Raw genomic sequence first — 19135 nt, forward strand, 5'->3', positions numbered from 1 at the left:
TCTCCGGAAGTCCGAACTCGGGCGCGAGCTCCCTGGGAAAGCTAATGAAGACGACGCTGTTCTGCCATTGTCTTTCGTGCCAACTGGGCCCCATCACCAAGCCTCGGATCCCGCAGGGTCCTTTCGTCCCCTGATCTGGCGCGACGGCGACCAGCGCGCGCCGGACGAGCGGATCGCTGCACAGGACAGGAGCAACCANATGCTCGTTCTGTGCCGGCGGCGCCTGCCGGGCCAGCGTTCGCCAGGGCTGGGGAGACGCCCTCCGCGGTTGGCGAGGCCGCGGTGGCCGAAAGGTGGGCTCGGTTGCAAAAGCAGAAGGTCGACGCTGATTTGTCGGGATATTTCGACTCGATTCCGCACGCGGACCTTCTACGATCGCCATGGGAGGCGCAACTCATGACGCAAGGGAGCGGACAAGAACACGCCGCGGCGCCCTACGCCGGAGGCAGTGGGTCGATGCTGGGTGCCTCGGTGCTGCAGCCGGGTCACTCAACGGCGCGCCATCATCATGCGCCGGATTCGTCAGTGGTTGATCTGAATCCCCCCGCACCGTCCGAGTTGCGTGACCATGCTCGTTCTGTGCCGGCGGCGCCTGCCGGGCCAGCGTTCGCCAGGGCTGGGGAGACGCCCTCCGCGGTTGGCGAGGCCGCGGTGGCCGAAACGCTGGCTCGGTCGCAAAAGCAGATGGTCGACNGAGCGAGATCGGCAATTCAGGCGCTCGCGTGCTGATGCAGGCCCCCACCCATCAAGTGGGTGCATTGCCATGGGAAGCGCAGCCCATGATGCAAGGGAGCGGACAAGAACACGCCGCGGCGCCGTATGCCGGAGGCAGTGGGTCGATGCTGGGTGCCTCGGTGCTGCAGCCGGGTCACTCAACGGCGCGCCATCATCATGCNATGCGCCGGATTCGTCAGTGGTTGATCTGAATCCCCCCGCACCGTCCGAGTTGCGTGACCATGCTCGTTCTGTGCCGGCGGCGGTGCAGCCAGATCCTCCAATAGGGGTCTCCGGTCGCGACAAGGGTCCCCTCTATTCCAACGATGCGACCGTTGTCGAAGGGCTGAGGTCAGCTTACGCGGGTAAGGTCAAGGAGAGCACGGTCAAGCGCCATGTAAATTCTCTTCTCGGCTTTGGTCGTTGGCTCTTTGACAATAACAGGCCGGGATTTGCTGCTCGGCTTGACGAATCGTCGCTGGATCAGGATCGCAAGGAGTACGAGAGCAGGGGTGGCCCCTCGGAGTACGAGAGCAGGGGTGGCCCCTCGATCGTGGCTAGAGCACTGGGTCGTCTCAAGACGTTGGCGGGCGGAGCGCCAGTGGTCGACCGCCCTGTCCGGAATCCCTACCCTGCCGACGCCGCGCTCATCAGAGATTACACAGCGGCTCTCATCAAAGAGTACAAAGAAGCGCCTGCGACCGGGCCGAATCGCGGTACCATTCAGGTCTATGGATCTACTCTTATACGTTTCAGTGAATACCTGCATGAAAACAAAAAGCCGGGGATTGCGGATCGGCTTCACGAGGGGTCGCTGGATGAAGATGCCAAGCGCTATGTGAACTCCGGTGGTAACCGGAGGATCAGTGCACTAGCTCATCTCCGGAAGTTCGCACCCGGGCGCGAAATTGCCCTTGCTGCTCGTCCGGAAGACGCAGTCGGCATGGAGGCTCGTGCCATTGGGGACGCCGCTGCGCAGACNCGGGCGCGAAATTGCCCTTGCTGCTCGTCCGGAAGACGCAGTCGGCATGGAGGCTCGTGCCATTGGGGACGCCGCTGCGCAGCGCAGCGGGACGCAGGAGGCATTGGGTCGGCCAGAGAGGCCCCCTGGGAAAGCTAAAGACGGGCGGGTGCTCGGCGCATTGGAATGGCTAGGCGACGAACATATCCAGAGGGATTACCAACTCCTGGAGCAGGAGTTGCAGGGGAACAATCCAGATCTCGCCGCCCGGACGCGGTTCGTGGATCCCCTCGTAGCCAATTATCATCTGCGCTTGGGCTCCGAGAGCGTCATGCTAAGCGCATTCCAGCGCATCGTCCATCAGAACGGTAACGACACAGCCGACTTCCTGTTCGTGCCAGTGAGCGATGGCGGTAAGACTCTTGCGGAGCGCGGCACCCATTGGTCGCTGCTGTTCGTTGATCGCAGCGACCGGGAACGGCCGGTTGCCTATCATTATGACTCCTACAACGGATGCAATGACAAGCTTGCAAAACACCTCGCAGAAAGGCTGGGCGCCAGCCTGGAGACCCGCGTGGGCGTATCCCGCATCGCCCAGCAGAGCAACGTGGTGGATTGCGGAGTCTACGTGGTGGACGGCACGCGGGCGCTGGTTGGGCGATTGCAATCGCAGCCAGATAACCTGAACCTCAACAACCTCGTCGTCAATCGGCAGGCACTACAAACCCGCCTCAGGGGTGACAATACATTCGGAACGGCAAATAATCTTACGAACTTTGAACTCATGGACCGACAGGCCCGAGACGCGGTTAAGGAAAGCCCCGTTGGGACGTTTTACCAGCAGATCAAGCGGCTCGGCCAGTCAGCGCCAGACGTTGCTCCCGGGGACCCATTTAAATTTCAAAGTCTTGAGAGCAAGGGGGACGCCGCTGCGCAGCGCAGCGGGCCGCAGGAGGAATACAGTTGGCCAGAGTATCTCCCCCCTGGGAAAGCTAATGAAGACGACGCTGTTCTGGCATCGTCTTTCGTGCCAACTGGGCCCCATCACCAAGCCTCGGATCCCGCAGGGTCCTTTCGTCCCCTGAGCTGGCGCGACGGCGACCAGCGCGCGCCGGACGAGCGGATCGCTGCACAGGACAGGAGCAACCAGCTACCAAGCGAGGAGGTCCTCATCAACCGTGAGCATGATACAGCGGAGTTGAGACCAGCGAAGAGGCAAAGGACCCCGAACAGTCGTCTGCAGGACGTTGCCACTGAGCCGCAGCTGAGCGAGATCGGCAATTCAGGCGCTCGCGTGCTGATGCAGGCCNAGTGGTTGATCTGAATCCCCCCGCACCGTCCGAGTTGCGTGACCATGCTCGTTCTGTGCCGGCGGCGGTGCAGCCAGATCGCCCAAAAGTGGTCTCCGGTCCCGACAAGGGTCCTCTTTATTCCAACGATGCGACCCTTGTCGAAGGGCTGAGGTCAGCACTCTATGCCGGTAAGGTCGGGGAGATCACGGTCAAGCGCCATGTAGATATTCTTTTCGGCTTTGGTCATTGGCTCGTTGAAAATAACAAGCCGGGGATTGCGGATCGGCTTCACGATTCGTCGCTGGATCGGGATCGCAAGGAGTACGAGATCTGGGGTGGCGGCCCCTCGGCCGTGGCTGGGTCACTGGGTCGTCTCAAGACGTGGGCGGGCGGAGCGCCAGTGGTGGGCCGCCCTGCCCTGAATCCCCACCCTGCCGACGCCGTGCTCATCAGAGAGTACACAGCGGCTCTCATCAAAGCGTACGAGGCAGCGCCGACCGGGCCGAAACCCCGTACCGTTGAGGTCTATGGGTCTGCTCTTAGACGTTTCAGTCAATGCCTGGTTGAAAACAAAAAGCCGGGGATTGCGGATCGGCTTCACGAGCGGTCGCTGGATGAAGATGCCAAGCGCTATATGAAAACCGCTGACATCAGTGCACTAACTCATGTCCGGAAGTTCGCACTCGGGCGCGAAATTGCCCTTGCTGCTCGTCCGGAAGACGCAGTCGGCATGGAGGCTCGTGCCATTGGGGACGCCGCTGCGCAGACCGCGGCACAAGCTCATGGCCACGCAGGAGAGCAGGGACCCATCTCTCGAGCTCAACAAGTCGCGCCAGCGCCGTTTGAACGGCACTTGGGCAAGAAGCGTGAGGCCCAGGACGGACTGACGAGTACACTTGACAGGAGCAACCTCGTGAACAGCGGGGGCGTCATCATAAACAATGAACATTACACAGCGCTGTTGAGACCGGCGAAGAGGCAGAGGACTGATAATCCGCAAAGCCGCGCCATGGGGCGGCAACTGAGCGAAGCAACCACGACGTCCATCAGCCAAGCCTCCGATCAAGCCCGAGCGGACCTAATGGCTTCCTTCAGAAGCAGGGAGCGCTCCGACGCGGGGCGTTGAGCTCCATGGCTGGGGTCAAGCAGAACAGCTCTCTTGACGACAGAGGCGCTGATGCGATCTCCGGACCGGTAGCTCTCGCTGTAATTGATCAGGCTGGTACTGTTGGAAGGCTTGATNAGAGGCGCTGATGCGATCTCCGGACCGGTAGCTCTCGCTGTAATTGATCAGGCTGGTACTGTTGGAAGGCTTGATCAGCCTCGTCACCCCAATCTCCAGCATAGCTCACTGTCACGCGGCCAACGTGCCTCCGTAGCTAACATCCACGTCAGCGTTGAAGAAGTACCCTGCGCCACGGGATGTTTTGACCAGGCGAGGGTTGGCCGCATCAGCCTCCAGCTTTCGGCGCAAGCGCATGATTAGGACATCGATACTTCGATCGTACACCTCTTCTCCACGCACACGGCTCGCGAGCAAAAGCCGTTCTCTGGATAGCACGTTGCGGGGGTTCTCCAGAAATGCGATCAAGAGATTGAACTCACATGCGGTAAGCTTGACCTCGCCACGCTCCGCACAGATCAGTCGCCGCTGCTTCACGCTGAGCTTCCAGGCCCCAAAGCGAAATGAGCGCTGCTCTCTGGTTCGCGGACTAGAAATGCGCTGGCGTAGCGCTACTCGAATGCGGGCCAAGAATTCGCGCATCCCGAAAGGCTTGGGAATGAAATCGGTTGCGCCGAGCTCCAGTGCAACCACTTTTTCCGCCTCATCAAGCCGGTCGCCGCTGATCACTATGATAGGAACATCCGATTTTGTCGCCAGATTGCGGACGATCGCAAGTCCATCCTCCCGGCCTAGGTTAAGGTCAACAACCACGAGATCGACTGGCTCACGTGAAAGAACATAGTCAAACTGCTTGCTATCGTGGACTGCGGTTACCTTCAGGGCATGCATCGNCGACTGGCTCACGTGAAAGAACATAGTCAAACTGCTTGCTATCGTGGACTGCGGTTACCTTCAGGGCATGCATCGTGAGATACTCGGCGATGAGGCGCCGCATTGCGGCATCATCGTCAATGACAAGAACATGTTTCAACGGCACACCTTCAATCTTGAATCCCCTTGTCTAAACCTGTTGCCGAGCAACCCTGGGGCACCGACCCAGAACAGCTGCTCCTTGATACCACTCGCCGTTGCGTGCGGCCAATGTGAGGCCGTGCTCGTCCTGTTCTTTTCATCCCCAGCGAATTGACCGCACCAAGGCAGCCCGTGGACACCAGACAGGTCCCAGCGCCGACATGACCCTGCCGTGTGGTCCTTCGCTTTTTCGCTTCGAGCTCCCCCGTTGGTGCAGGCCTGCCAATATCACTCAAGTTCGACCTCATGGATGCCAAGTTTCCTGCTATGCCCTTGCATCCTGGTCATCCTGGAGTTTGCGGACCTGGATCATCTCGATATCCTCCGGCTCGTGGATCCAGCTCGGACATGGTTGAGCAGCGCGGCGTTTGGCTTGATCGGAGAGGCGGTCGGCGGAAGAAGACCGTGATTCGCTGCAGCGGCCTTGTGCAAAATAGTGTGTCTCCTGCCAAGCCGGCTTCGTCCAAGGTGGCCGGCGGCCTCAAATGCTGTTCGGCGACCGGCAGGTCGCCGGTTGCGGTGAACGTCCGGGCTAACATTTCTCAGTTACTGCAACTCCTCCATCTTGAGCGTGTCACTATGCTTGTCCATTGCGCCGTCGGACTGCGTCAATGACGTGCGGTTATCTGCCGATGGGACTGTGCATGATCCACCCTTTGGCGGCGGCGGCCGAACAGCTGAACGAGGCTCGCACCAGGATGGGCTGCGCCGCCACGTCTTCCCAGTTGACCCTCGCCGCCGCGGATTTGCGCCTTCGAGCCAGCTTCGCGGACGAGCTCGCGTCTCAAGCAATGATCTGAGTATGCAGGGCCGCGCATGGCTGCTCTTTAAGGACCGGCAGCATACCGGCAAAGTTGGGCCGCTTTATCGCCTTAGTCGATTCCCCACGGTGATCCCGAGCCTGAACAAGCCCGCCAAGCTCCCCATTTTGTCCTTGGCTTGGCGCTGACAGAAGTACCGTCCATGACGCCAAAGTCGCGGCCCACACTCCAGGAGCAACGGACGGCCGGGACGAGCAATCCTGTACAGGAGTCATTGTACCAAGATGCTCCGGATGTCGCTGGCTGATCGGGCCCGCGCCACCCACGCATGCGCAAGATGCTCACCCACGCTGATACGAACACGGTCTTTGCTTCAATTGAAACCGAAAAGCTGAACTTGAACATCACACAGTAACAAACCTCCCCGATAAGCGCGTGCCGGACAGGGCCAGAACCCGTCCGGCGGCTTGGAAAGGTAGGTGATAGGGAATGTTTATTGCAGCTTGGCCGCTGGCCATCGTCCTGATGACATCCATGTCACTCCCAGCCGAGCCCGCGCCACTTTCTCCGCGTGAGTTCCGCAGCCTGTCGCGCAAATGCGCCCCCTGGGTTGCGCCGTCCACCCTGGCCGCGATTGCCAAGATTGAAAGTGGCTTTGAAACGCTGGTGGCTCATGACAACACCACAGGTGAGCAGCTTCGCTGGATAGACCACCTGGAAGCCACGCGGGGCATCAAGGAACGCCTCGAAGCACAACATTCTGTCGATGTTGGATTGATGCAGATAAACAGCAAGAACTTTGCCATGCTCAATCTCACGCCGGAAAGGGCTTTCGAGCCCTGCGCCTCGCTTTCGGCTGCCGCCCACCTGCTTGAAAGCCGGTATGCCGGCGGCACCACTGCTGTGGCACAGCAACTGGCGCTTCGCCGTGCCATCTCGGCCTATAACACGGGCGACGTCACGCATGGCTTCGCCAACGGTTATGTACGCAAGGTCGAGTCGGCCGCAAAGGACATCTCAAGTCTCCTTGAGAGAACGCTGGAGCCGACTGCTCGAGATGTGCCGCACCTTGAGGCACCCGGTCGGAAAGCCGTGCCGCCTCTGCTCCAGCAGAGCCAACAGGCCAATAGAAAGAAGCAGCCCAACCAAGATTCTTGGGACATCTGGGGCTCGTATCAGCCAGACCGCTCCGGGGCCGATCCCTCAGATCCGACAGGCAGCCAGGCTGCGAAAGCACGGGAACCCTCGAACCCGAACAAACTCGTATTCGATTGAAACATGGAGATGCAATGATGACGCCACTCAAGATACTTCGTGCGCTTAAAACGCGTGTTCCTTCGCCTTTTTCCATGCTGCGCATGGCGGCTGAATATGTACCGGCCGCTGCTGCAGGCGCGGCGTGGACGGTCTTCTACAGCGGGCCAGCCGCGGCTCAGGTGACCGGAGGGACGGATCCTGCCAAGATGGTCCAGAATATCTGCACGTTCATACTTGGCCCCTTTGGACAATCACTGGCCGTGCTCGGGCTCGTAGCCATCGGTATCTCTTGGATGTTCGGTCGTGCTTCACTTGGCCTGGTTGCGGGTGTCGTTGGAGGGATCGTCATCATGTTCGGGGCCAGCTTCCTGGGCAAGGCGCTCATAGGCGGCGGCTGATGAGCGACCGGTTGGAAGTGAGCACCCTCTATGTGGCGGCGACGCGCCCCGCACTGTTTCTGGGGGTGCCGCTGACGCTGGCCGGATTGCTCATGATGTTGGCTGGCCTTGTTATCATTATCCTTCAGAACCCGCTCTACGAAATCGTTCTCGTGCCACTCTGGTTCGGAGCACGGCTGGTTGTTGAGCGTGACTATAACGCGGCAAGCGTCGTGCTGCTCTATTTGCAGACGGCCGGCAGAAGCGTGGACGGGCCGGTCTGGGGAGGCGCAAGCGTCAGCGCCAATCCGATCAGAGTGCCGAAACGCGGAAGAGGAATGGTGTAATGTTCGGCGCCAGCGGCCGGACCGAGAGGTCTGGCGAGATCTACCTTCCGTATGTTGGTCACGTAAGCGATCAGGTTGTCCTTCTGGAAGACGGATCGATCATGGCCATGGCACATGTGAACGGTGTGCCCTTTGATTTGGAAGACGCTGAGATGCGCAACTCGCGCTGCCGCGCGTTCAACACTCTCTTGCGCAACATCGCCGATGACAATGTCTCGATATACGCTCATCTTGTGAGGCACAACGATGTGCCGGCGCCGGCGCCGCGCCAGTTTCAAAGTGCATTCGCTGGCAGTCTGAGCGAGGCCTACGAGCGTCGTGTGCTGTCGGGAAAGCTCTTTCGCAACGATCACTTCCTCACTTTGATCGTGTCCCCCCGCACCGCAATCGGCAAGATCGGCTTGCGGATTGCCAAGTCCCGCAGACGGAATGAGCACGATCTAGCCACCCAAATGCGGAGCCTGGAAGACCTCTGGCACATCACTGCTGGCGCACTCGGCGGTTACGGTCTGCGCCGGTTGGGCATTCGTGAGAAAGGCAACGTGCTCTTCACGGAAATCGGCGAGGCGCTTCGGCTCATGATGACTTGCCGGTTTCTTCCGGTTCCGATGGTTACCGGCTCACTTGGCGCCTCGATCTACACTGACCAGGTCATCTGCGGGAAGCGGGCGCTTGAGATTCGAAGGCCCGGGGATAGCTCCGTCGGATCATTGTTTTCGTTCCGTGAATATCCGGCGACGACGCGGCCGGGCATGCTAAATTCCTTGCTGTCCGCCAACTTCCCGCTTGTCCTGAGCCAGAGCTTTTCCTTCCTCACTCGCCCACAAGCTCATGCCAAACTAAGCCTTAAGTCCAGCCAGATGACGAGTGCCGGCGACAAGGCTCTCACCCAGATCAATGAACTTGCCGAGGCAGAGGACGCACTGGCAAGCAACGAATTCGTGATGGGTTCGCATCATCTGAGCCTGTGCGTCTATGCCGACAGCCTCAATAGCCTTGCAGATCGCGCAGCAAGTGCCCGCGCACGGCTGGCCGACGCGGGCGCCGTTATCGTCCAAGAGGGCATCGGCATGGAGGCCGCATATTGGTCCCAACTTCCGGGGAACAACAGGTGGCGCACGCGCCCGGGGGCGATCACCTCACACAATTTTGCCGGGCTCGTCTCATTTGAGAACTTCCCAAGCGGTTCCAGTTCCGGCCACTGGGGCAATGCTGTTGCGCGCTTTCGCACAAACGGTGGAACTTCTTTCGACTACATCCCCCATGAGAATGACGTCGGCATGACGGCAATATTCGGGCCCGTTGGCAAAGGCAAGACGACGCTGATGACCTTTGTCCTCGCGATGCTTGAGCAAAGCTTGGTCGATCGCAATGGTGCGATCGTCTTCTTCGACAAGGATCGGGGTGGTGAACTGCTGGTGCGAGCCACGGGAGGGACATATCTTGCGTTGCGCAGAGGCGCTCCGAGCGGCTTGGCCCCTCTGCGTGGACTGGACAACACCTCCGCCTCCCGGGACTTTCTGCGCGAGTGGTTGATGGCCCTGATCGAGAGTGACGGCCGTGGTCCGATCTCGCCGGAGGAAAGCCGTCGGCTGGAACGCGGCATTGTTCGTCAGCTTTCGTTCGAACCCCCTATGCGCTCACTTGCGGGCCTGCGCGAGTTCCTATTGCACAGCCCCTCCGAGGGCGCAGGAGCACGGCTGCAGCGGTGGTGTAGAGGGGGGGCGCTTGGATGGGCCTTTGACGGCGACGTGGACGAAGTAAGGCTGGATGCCTCCATTACGGGCTTCGACATGACGCAGCTCCTGGAATATGAGGAGGTCTGTGCACCGGCCGCCGCATACCTTCTGCATCGAGTGGGCGCTATCGTCGATGGTCGTCGGTTCGTCATGAGCTGCGACGAATTTCGATTCTATCTACTCAACCCCCAATTCTCGGCCGTTATCGACAAGTTCTTGCTCACGGTCCGCAAAAACAACGGCATGTTGATACTCGCAACGCAGCAGCCTGAACACGTTCTGGAATCGCCTCTCGGAGCTAGTCTCGTTGCGCAATGTATGACGAAAATTTTCTACCCATCACCGACGGCGGACCGCTCTGCGTATGTCGATGGCTTGAAGTGCACTGCGCAGGAGTTCGAGGCAATCCGCCAGGGAATGGCAATCGGCAGCCGCAAGTTTTTGCTCAAGCGCGATAGCGGGAGTATTGTTTGCGAATTCGATCTTGGGCAGATGCGCGAGTACGTAGCCGTACTCTCGGGGCGGGCCAACACAGTGCGCTTTGCCGACCAGCTTCGTAACCAGCACGGAGACGCCCCAAGTGGGTGGCTCGACAAGTTCATGGCCCGGTACCACGAAGTTCAAGACTGACGGAGGAATATTCATGAAATTTGCCAAACTTGCAGTAACGACCCTTGCTGCTTCCCTTCTGCTTCACGGACAGGCCCGTTCGCAATTTATCGTCAGCGACCCTGTAACAGAAACACAAGCGACCTTAACAGCGCTTTCCAATGCGGCGATCCTTGAGAGGTCAATCGAGACGCTCGCTACCACGATTGAAATGGTGACAATTCTAACGTCGTCATTCGCTGTCACGGGACTGCTAAGCTCACTTAACCAAGGAAATCACTACCCGTCGAGCAATAAGCTGGAGGAGCAGATGTTTGATGCTCGGGCGCCAGCTTCGATTATGGCCCGTAACATTGCGAAGGACCCAAATCGGATAGTCAACGGCACCGATTCAGAAGCGAAACTGTTACAGGGACAAATCGCCGGGGCCGCCAATGCCGCAGCTATTGCAGCCGACACTTTGGGCATGATGGACAAGCGCCTTAAGGATAACGCCGGCACGCTTGGTCAGCTTTCCCGCTCGGGAAATATTATGCAGGCCACCGTGACCAACGGTCTGGTCCTCAAGCAGATTCACGATGCGATGATCCAAAATGTCCAGGCCACGAGTCTGCTGACAATGGCCACTGCACAAGGGAGCCTTCACGCCGTGGAGGAGGCCGCCACGCAGCGTCGCGAACATCAGGACACCGCTAATATGTTTAGCATCCTCCCGTAAACCACACAGAGTTCATCAGGCTCCAGCTGCGCTGATCAGGGACACATCAGGCTCACGCCATGAATTTCAAAATTCCCGCGCCATTCACGACTATACACACGATCTTTCATGGGGCCTTCACGTCCGGGCTGCACAAAGTGCTTGAAAACGTCCAAGCGGCGGTCAGTGCGCCTCTGGTTGCGTGTGTCACGCTCTGGATAATAATCCAAGGCTGTCTGGTCATGCGTGGTCAAGTCGATGCGCGCGGGGGTATCTCGCGCGTAATCATGGTGTCGATTGTCGTCGCCCTTATCTTAGGGCAGGCCAACTATCAGCAGTACATTGAAGCGCTCTTCGACGACACGATTCCGAGGTTGGCTCACGACATCAGTGGCAGCGACTTGCCCTTCATCGGAATCCCCCAGAAGCTCGATCTTATGTTTGCTTCAAGCCAGTATGTCTTTCAGCTGATTGCTTCCGAAATTGGGCCTATGAACGGCCAGGACATACTTGCTTTCGAGGGAGCGCAATGGATTTTCTACGGCGCGCTGTGGACAGCGTTCGAGATCTACGATGCCGTTGGAATTCTGACGAAGGTGCTCTTGACGATCGGCCCCCTGGTCCTTGTAGGCTACCTTTTTGATCACACTCGAGACATAGCCACCAGATGGATCGGCCAACTGCTCTCGTACGGGCTGCTGCTTCTCCTCCTCAACATCGTTGCAACGATAGTAATCGCTGCCGAAGCAGTCTCGCTGGCAGCCATGCTTTTGATGATCAAATTCTCGGGCACGACAGCAGCCAAGATCATCGGGCTTTACGAGCTCGACATGCTTTTCCTAGCTGGTGACGCTCTGATCGTCGCGCTTCCGACGATCGCCAGCAGCATCGCCGGTGGCTCTTGGGGAGGTGCGAACCGACCACTTAACAGCCTCAATCGCCACTTTGCCAAAACGGCGGGTGCTTAATCAATCGACAAGCTCGGTGCCAAAAACATGAAATATTGCCTACTTCTGTCAATCCTCGCTTTGGCCGCCTGCAAGACGAGCCATGGGCTTGCGACATGCGCGGGTGCCCCATTCCAACTGAACGTGGGACAATGGGAAACCACCCCTGAGGATCTTCAGGTCCAATGCGCGGAAGAGCCAAAGTGAAAGTTCCTGAACATGCCCTTCTGGTGGAGAGAGAAACGCTAGCCGCCCACTATAAGAAGGTGGAAGCGTTTCAAACTTCACGAGCGAAGTCTGCGCGGCGCCTGTCAAAGGCCCTGATAGCCTTTGCCGCAGCGGCGGTCCTAGGAAATGTTGCCCAGGCATTTACCATTGCTGCCATGGTCCCGTTGGCCAAGCTCGTACCTGTGTTCCTCTGGGTCCGGCCGGATGGGACCGTCGACAGCGAAGTGTCAGTCTCTCGACTGCCGGCAACCCAAGACCGAGCCGTCATAAATGCTTCGCTGTGGGAATATGTACGCCTGCGCGAGGGGTACACAGCAGATACAGCCCAATACGCCTATGACCTCGTATCCAGTTTCAGCGCGCCGGCTGTGCGACAGCAATATCAAGATTTCTTCAACTATCCGAATCCCACCTCGCCGCAAGTCACGGTCGGCAAACGCGGCAAGCTCGAGGTCGGGCATATTTCTTCAAACGACATCAGTCCGGACGTTCAACAGATCCGTTACAAACGTTCGCTTGTTGTCGATGGGCAGATGCCGATAGTGACCACCTGGACAGCTACCATCCGCTACGAGCGCTTGACGGGTCTGCCTGGGCAATCGAGGCTCACCAATCCGGGAGGTCTACTCGTCACTTCCTATCAAAGCTCGGAAGATAGCGTATCGAACCTGGGCTATGTGCAGCCATGACAAAAAGAGCGTTTCTCGCGCTGGTCTGTTCACTCTTCTTAACGATGGAAGCGTCAGCGGAAGACACACCACTTGCCGGCAAGCATGATGCGCGCATGCGCTACCTGGCTTACCGTCCTGACGAAGTGGTGCGCCTGTCTACCGCAGTGGGGGCAACGCTGGTTGTCACATTCGCGGCCAACGAGACAGTCGCAGCCGTGGCCGTTTCCAATAGCAAAGACCTGGCTGCGCTCCCGCGCGCCAACTATCTCTTTTTTAAGGCTAGCCGGATGCTCCCGCCGCAGCCGGTCGTCGTGCTGGCCGAGAGTGAGTCCGGTACACGGAGATACGTCTTCAGTATTTCAACGAGAGCGATGCCAAAACTCGATGAGCAGCAACCTGACCTATACTACAGTGTGCAGTTCACCTATCCTGCTGATGAGGCTGCTGCTCAGAGAAAGGACGCAGAAAGGCGCTCGATTCTTGGTCAGGCCCGGGCGAAAGTGCTGCGCGACGAGAGAGTTCAGGATTTGTTGAATCGGCCCGCCGCAACTACCAGTCCGGACGAAAGCAATTTTCACTACGTCGCAAAGGGCGATCGATCGCTGGCGCCGCTGGAAGTTTTCGATAATGGCTTTACCACCGTATTTGGCTTCGCAAGCAATTCCCGCATACCCTCCCTCTACATTATCAATCCCGACGGCAAGGAAGCCGCTGCCAATTACACGGTCAAAGGAGACTATGTTGAAGTATCCGCAGTCGCCCGGGAATGGCGTCTGAGAGATGGCAATACGGTCTTGTCCATTTTCAACAGGGCTTATGACCCTGTGGGACGAGCGCCAGGGACCGGTACAGTGACACCCGACGTGTGGCGCGTTTTGAAAGGCCCGGCCGATGAATGAAACCGGCCCACAGTCGGGACATGATGTCCATGCCTCAGGATCGATGGTCTCGGAGCCGGCCCGCCGGCATGTTTCGGGATTGCAGAAGTTGGCCGTCGCTGCTCTTGTTCTCATCTCATCTCTATCGCTCATCTGGCTCGGCGGTCGTCCCAGCACACAAGACGAGCCAACTCAGCCAAAACCTCCAATTGTCGCCGACGCCGAGCCATTCCGCCCCGTGCCGATTGAGATTGCTCCCGAAGCTCCAGCACCCGTACAGGCGGCGCAGGCAGGAGATTCTGCGCCATCCACGCCGCCTCCGACGCCAGCTGATCCGCCGCCGGAGGAAACACCAATTTTCGCCTACAGTGGCAGCGGTCAAATGCCCAACGACGGTCAGCGGAGCGAAGACAACCATAGGGATGCTCCCGCGACCTCGCATGAGATTTCAGACGCTGGCGATCTGACGGGGCGATTGAAACCAGATATACAGGAGCCAAGCCGGGCCACACTTTTGCCGCACCCTGATCTCGTGATTACCCAAGGAACGATAATTCCCTGCATTTTGCAAACGGCAGTCGACACAAATTTACCGGGTTATGTGAAGTGCGTCTTACCTAAAGACGTCCGCGGCGCCACCAACAACGTGGTGCTTTTGGATCGCGGGACGACCGTGATTGGCGAGATCCAGCGTGGTCTCCAACAGGGGGATGCGCGTGTCTTCGTGCTGTGGACGCGCATCGAAACGCCTGACCATGCCCTCGTTTCGCTAGCGTCGCCGGGCGCTGACGAGCTCGGCCGCTCCGGAATGCCTGGCACGGTGGATAATCACTTCTGGCAGCGCTTTGGCGGAGCAATGCTCATGAGCGTCATTCAAGGCGCGTTTCAGGCCGCCGGTCAATACGCTGGCAGCTCAGGTGGAGGAAGCGGCATCAACAGCTTCCAGAGCAACGCCGGACAAGCCGTTGACACGACCCTTAGAGCAACGATCAACGTTCCGCCAACTCTGAAGAAAAACCAGGGAGATGCTGTATCCATCTTTGTGGCTCGGGACCTCGATTTCTCAGATGTATACGATCTTAGACCGATCGCCGTGGCGCCAGCCCCCCAACATCGCCAACGCCGGAGAGACAACAATGCGACCGGAGGCTGACCCTCAATTGCGTTTGCTTCTCAACCCTGTTTTGAAATGGCTTGAGGAGCCAAGGACCGAAGAGGTCGCTATCAACCGGCCTGGGGAAGCCTTTGTCCGACAGGCCGGCGTTTTCACGAAACATCCGCTGCCGCTATCTTATGACGATCTGGAGGACATCGCGATCCTCGCTGGAGCGCTGCGCAAGCAAGATGTCGGACCGCAAAGCCCCCTCTGTGCGACTGAGCTGCCGAACGGAGAGCGGCTGCAGATCTGTTTGCCGCCCGCTGTTCCCTCAGGAACAATAAGCCTGACGATACGGCGTCCCTCAAGTCGTGTGACCGAACTCAAGGAAGTTTCTTCTCGCTACGAATACTCGCGTTGGAATCAATGGCGGTCACGAAAGGAGCGCCAAGAGCGGCAGGACGAAACGATTCTTCAGCACTACGACCATGGTGACTTGGAGCAATTTTTGCGAGCATGCGTTTGCGGGCGGCTCACGATGCTGCTTTGCGGACCTACTGGAAGCGGCAAAACGACAATGAGCAAGACTTTGATCAACGCTATACCCCCGCAAGAGAGGCTGATAAGTATCGAGGACACGCTCGAACTTGCAATCCCGCACGAGAACCATGTCCGGTTACTTTATCCGAAGGACCGAGCAAGCGTAGGTGCGGTGACAGCCGAGCAACTGTTGCAAGCCAGCTTGCGCATGCGCCCTGACCGAATATTGCTTGGCGAGATGCGCGATGATGCTGCTTGGGCTTACCTTAGCGAAGTCGTCTCCGGCCATGCGGGATCAATATCAACGATTCATGGGGCGGATCCGGTCCAAGGCTTTAAAAAGCTCTTTTCACTCGTCAAGAGCAGCCCGCAAGGAGCTGCTGTGGAAGACCACACGCTTCTTGACCTGCTGTCGGCTGCCATTGACGTCATTGTGCCGTTCAGTACCCACGGCGACGTGTATGAGGTGGGGGAGGTGTGGCTCGCCGCCGATGCCCGGCGACGCGGAGAGACAGTAGCCGACCTTCTTAACAAGCACTAAGGCTAGAGCACGTCGGGGATCGGTAGGTCGTTTGTGATACGATGGCGTAATTTGTTCAGATTGAACGTCCACTTTGATTTGAGGGAGGTGGATAATGGGAGGAGGACTGGGCGTAGACCTTCGGTCACAAGTCTGAAGTCTTCGGGCGCCCTGTCGGCGCGGCAAGTTGCGGCACGATTCGACTGGGTGTATCGAGCGCGTCCGCTGAATTGCGCGGGCGACGCTCACCGAGCTGGTGCCGATGCCTGCTTCAAAAGCGGCATCGACACCCGGCAGTCGTACCCTTGATTTACCTAGCCGCGCTCAATGAGTGTCTTCAAAGCCGCCGAACTTGGTTCGGAATGACCGGTGGTAAATCGGGAAGTGCCATATAGGGAATCCTCCTGGTATTGCCTCCAGGGGGTCCTCTCAATGAACAAAGCCGCAACCTGCCCTTGCGACCTCAGCTGGATGTTGCGACGCAACCCATAGGAGGATCGATGCGCAGAGAAATCGCAGGCAGAGTCGGTGGCATTGTGGGCCCGCCGACCGACGGTTTCAGCCCGTCAACAGGTCTTCACGTGTTCCATCCCCGACTATTGCAGGCGTGCGGCTTGCATGCTCCCGCGATCACCCATCGGAAAGAGCGTTACGAACACTACGAAGAGTTGCGCGACTTCCGCTGTCGCCCCGGTCTTACAGCGGACGGTGACCTGTCCGACCTTGATAGGACGTGAAATGCGAACGCTGCTCATTGATCATCATGTGGATCTTACGCGCGCTGTGCGAGTTGCGCTCGGGGATAGCGGTTTTGCCGTTGATGTAGTTGGCAACCTGGAACAGGCATCGAGGGCATTTTGTTGCGCTACCTATGAAATTCTCCTGCTGGAGCTGGCTCTGCCAGATGGCGATGGCTTGGGCTGGCTGAGACAGCTAAGGAGCAACGGGCATTCAGTTCCAACCCTCATTATGAGTAGCATCAACGATCTCGAGAAGCGGATTGCAATTTTCAACGGTGGCGCGGACGACTTTCTGCTCAAGCCCGTCTCTTTCGATGAGCTCATCGCCAGAATGAGAGCCATTCTGCGCCGGTCGACACAGGTGACCGACCCCATCGTTGTATTTGGCAATCTCAATTTCGATCCGATCGGCCGACAGGTTTCCGTCTCGGGTCATCCTCTGAAGATCGCACGCCGCGAACTATGTATTTTAGAGCATCTGCTTATCCGTGCAGGCCGCATCGTGCCTCGTGCGCAGTTGGAAGATCACCTCTATTCGTTCAACGACGAGGTATCTGCCAACGCGCTTGAAGTCGGAATCTATCGCTTACGTGGACACCTGAGAAGGTCAGGTGCAACGCCACGTATCACGACCATGCGCGGCATTGGTTACATTCTTGAATTGACTGAGGCGGCATCCGCATAGTTGGTCTAAATTGAAAGAACAGACTGCCTGCCCGTCGTCAGGGTGAGCTTGTGGCCATAATGGACATCGCGGCCGCCCTTGACGATGATGTCGGCATGCGGTTCGAACGGCTCTGTCGCAAACCTTTTTGTAAGCGAGCATGGCAAGAAAAACGCCTCAGCTGTGGAGGAGCACGTGATGTTCAAGGGCCGCCATTTCGACCAGGCTATCGGCTTCAAGTGGCATGCGAACGACGTGGTTATCCTCTCCGGCATCGAGATGATCCACATGATGGGCAAGCGACAGGCGAGGTATGCCTACAAGGCTGTCGATCGCTGTTTCGATCTCCTCGCTGCCTGACGGACAGGCCGAAATGGCCGTTCACAACCCCATTTCCAGGTTTGCGACAGAGCCTTTTGTCGGCGTTGCCGGCTTCGAAGGGCCGGTGCGCGCCGAGCGGATCAAGATCACCCCCGGCCACCTTGCTGCGGCCACTCGCCGAGTACGAAGCGGCGGCCGGAGGGAGCTGGTGATGACGACCCTAGATCATGACCTGCTGATCGCAATCCTGGATCGGCTGAAGTTGACGGCGATCCGCGACCAGCTCGACACGCTCATGTCGAGCAAGATCGCGCAGTTCCCGTTTGTCCGCGAACTCGACGGCTTCGGCTTCGACGCGCAGCCATCGGTCTGCTTCAGCCAAACGTATTCATAGGTATGGGACAGGCTGCTATGTCCGCCACCCACGCCTGCTCCGAGGCCCTCCAGGGCAATGGTCTGAGACCTGGGCTCAAGCCCTTCGGCGAGGAGGATGAGACGCCGCTGGAGCTCGGGTGCAAGCGCTGCCACGCCCGCTCCGAGGCCCCACAAGGCCGTAGCGCAGTCGTCGGGGTCACGAGGCCCCTCGGCCACGACGACGAGACGCTGCTGGAGCCCGGTTGCAAGGGCTGCCACAGGCCTGAACCTGAATCCGCCTTTCTTGAGGCGTTGCGACTATCATCGCGGCGACACGCAGCTCTTGATTTGTGTGCGAAATCCTCAGCAGATCCATCGGGCTGAGCCGCTCAGCAATATCAACGAGAATGTCCAGCGGCAGATCAAGGATACTCAGAGGAGGAAACGCTCTTGAGGCTCAGAGCGCGTCTGCTCCACTATAGATCAGGATGATTCACCGGGTCCTTCAACGCCAGCCGCCGGTTCCGATGAGAGAATTGTCCCTGATATCACGCTCGATGGAGTTAAATGGCGAGATGGGCGCCTTGCCACGCTCCTCAATGCCCCTCATGATTCACCGCCTATAGCTACCAACTGAATGAATCATCGTGATTGTCGCGCAGCGGAATCCTCAAGGATCGGGCAGTTCGTAGGGGGCGCCGGTTTGACCAGGTTGAGCCCGCGAATTGCTCGATCGGACAAGATCCTAATTCTCGACCATGCGGTGAGGCTCGAACGAGATCCTCGGGACGCACTCCAAGGTTTCGATCATGTTCGGCACACAAGGAGAGGGCGGCATGCTGCCGCCCTCTCCGCTGTAAGCTGATAGGGGCTGGATTAAAAATCCATACCGCCCATCCCGCCCATGCCGCCCATACCGCCGCCGCCCATGCCGCCAGGCATGCCGCCGCCAGCCGACTCCTTCTTGGGAGCCTCCGCGATCATGGCTTCGGTGGTGACGAGCAGGCCGGCGACCGAGGCCGCGTCCTGGAGGGCGGTGCGAACGACCTTGACCGGGTCGACGATACCCATGGCGATCATGTCGCCATATTCGCCGGTCTGGGCGTTGTAGCCGTAGGTCGCGCCCTTGTTGTCGAGGATCTTGCCGGCGACGATCGAAGCTTCAGCACCTGCGTTCGAAGCGATCTGACGGGCCGGAGCCTGCAGTGCACGACGAACGATGTTG

The 19135-nt window shown here is 58.6% G+C and carries 15 protein-coding genes and 3 pseudogenes; 16 read left to right on the forward strand and 2 right to left on the reverse strand.

Annotation, left to right across the window (positions count from 1 at the left end):
* The first annotated feature begins 1844 nt into the window (after positions 1–1844).
* Together X730_RS1000000168850 and X730_RS1000000168855 are read left to right on the forward strand one after the other, a co-directional pair.
* Complete coding sequence (locus X730_RS1000000168850; RefSeq protein WP_245261423.1) at positions 1845–2999, forward strand: Ulp1 family isopeptidase; 1155 nt, start codon at positions 1845–1847, stop codon at positions 2997–2999.
* Positions 2987–4093 (forward strand): hypothetical protein, encoded by a 1107-nt coding sequence (locus X730_RS1000000168855; RefSeq protein WP_245261424.1) that lies wholly within the window; start codon positions 2987–2989, stop codon positions 4091–4093. Before X730_RS1000000168850 ends, X730_RS1000000168855 begins: the two co-directional genes overlap by 13 nt.
* 228 nt (positions 4094–4321) lie before the next feature.
* On the opposite strand, the pseudogene X730_RS0134755 reads toward X730_RS1000000168855, so the two are convergent.
* Positions 4322–5123, reverse strand: a pseudogene (locus X730_RS0134755) (winged helix-turn-helix domain-containing protein).
* A gap of 1291 nt (positions 5124–6414) precedes the next feature.
* Here X730_RS0134755 and X730_RS138425 point away from each other — a divergent pair.
* From X730_RS138425 to X730_RS1000000166840, 14 genes and pseudogenes are all read left to right on the forward strand, one after another.
* The gene (locus tag X730_RS138425) at positions 6415–7200 is read left to right on the forward strand and encodes a type IV secretion system lytic transglycosylase VirB1 (RefSeq protein WP_023673708.1); all 786 of its coding nucleotides are present in this window, start codon (positions 6415–6417) and stop codon (positions 7198–7200) included.
* A 74-nt stretch (positions 7201–7274) separates the two neighbouring features.
* A complete protein-coding gene (gene virB2 / locus X730_RS138420) occupies positions 7275–7580 on the forward strand; it encodes a pilin major subunit VirB2 (RefSeq protein ID WP_023673707.1) in 306 nt (101 codons plus the stop codon).
* A complete protein-coding gene (locus X730_RS138415) occupies positions 7580–7906 on the forward strand; it encodes a type IV secretion system protein VirB3 (RefSeq protein ID WP_023673706.1) in 327 nt (108 codons plus the stop codon). The genes virB2 and X730_RS138415 overlap by 1 nt, the downstream gene beginning before the upstream one ends.
* Positions 7906–10275 carry a VirB4 family type IV secretion/conjugal transfer ATPase gene (locus X730_RS138410; RefSeq protein ID WP_023685155.1) on the forward strand — a complete coding sequence of 790 codons (2370 nt, stop codon included), beginning with the start codon at positions 7906–7908 and terminating at the stop codon, positions 10273–10275. Before X730_RS138415 ends, X730_RS138410 begins: the two co-directional genes overlap by 1 nt.
* A gap of 13 nt (positions 10276–10288) precedes the next feature.
* A complete protein-coding gene (locus tag X730_RS138405; RefSeq protein WP_023673704.1) occupies positions 10289–10972 on the forward strand; it encodes a type VI secretion protein in 684 nt (227 codons plus the stop codon).
* Between the two features lie 59 nt (positions 10973–11031).
* Positions 11032–11919 (forward strand): type IV secretion system protein, encoded by an 888-nt coding sequence (locus X730_RS138400; protein WP_023673703.1) that lies wholly within the window; start codon positions 11032–11034, stop codon positions 11917–11919.
* A gap of 27 nt (positions 11920–11946) precedes the next feature.
* Positions 11947–12105 carry a type IV secretion system lipoprotein VirB7 gene (locus X730_RS1000000166835; protein ID WP_081731658.1) on the forward strand — a complete coding sequence of 53 codons (159 nt, stop codon included), beginning with the start codon at positions 11947–11949 and terminating at the stop codon, positions 12103–12105.
* On the forward strand, positions 12102–12815 hold the full coding sequence (locus X730_RS138395) for a type IV secretion system protein VirB8 (protein WP_023685154.1): 714 nt from the start codon (positions 12102–12104) through the stop codon (positions 12813–12815). The genes X730_RS1000000166835 and X730_RS138395 overlap by 4 nt, the downstream gene beginning before the upstream one ends.
* Positions 12812–13696, forward strand: coding sequence for a TrbG/VirB9 family P-type conjugative transfer protein (locus X730_RS138390; RefSeq protein ID WP_023673701.1), 885 nt, complete (start codon positions 12812–12814; stop codon positions 13694–13696). The genes X730_RS138395 and X730_RS138390 overlap by 4 nt, the downstream gene beginning before the upstream one ends.
* Complete coding sequence (gene virB10, locus X730_RS138385; protein ID WP_023708086.1) at positions 13689–14828, forward strand: type IV secretion system protein VirB10; 1140 nt, start codon at positions 13689–13691, stop codon at positions 14826–14828. The genes X730_RS138390 and virB10 overlap by 8 nt, the downstream gene beginning before the upstream one ends.
* Entirely contained in the window at positions 14812–15852 is a 1041-nt protein-coding gene (gene virB11, locus X730_RS138380) for a P-type DNA transfer ATPase VirB11 (protein WP_023673699.1), read from the forward strand. The genes virB10 and virB11 overlap by 17 nt, the downstream gene beginning before the upstream one ends.
* Before the next feature lie 717 nt (positions 15853–16569).
* Entirely contained in the window at positions 16570–17256 is a 687-nt protein-coding gene (locus tag X730_RS138375) for a response regulator transcription factor (protein ID WP_023673698.1), read from the forward strand.
* A 207-nt stretch (positions 17257–17463) separates the two neighbouring features.
* Positions 17464–17595, forward strand: a pseudogene (locus tag X730_RS1000000167820) (IS6 family transposase); the annotation flags it as partial.
* A gap of 172 nt (positions 17596–17767) precedes the next feature.
* A pseudogene (locus X730_RS1000000166840) lies at positions 17768–17926 on the forward strand (ATP-binding protein); the annotation flags it as partial.
* A gap of 860 nt (positions 17927–18786) precedes the next feature.
* Here the strand turns inward: X730_RS1000000166840 and X730_RS0134770 are convergent.
* On the reverse strand, positions 18787–19135 hold a 349-nt coding region (locus X730_RS0134770; protein WP_031197377.1), incomplete at its 5' end, for a TCP-1/cpn60 chaperonin family protein.

The organism is Mesorhizobium sp. L103C131B0 (assembly GCF_000502275.1).
Lineage (GTDB): Bacteria > Pseudomonadota > Alphaproteobacteria > Rhizobiales > Rhizobiaceae > Mesorhizobium.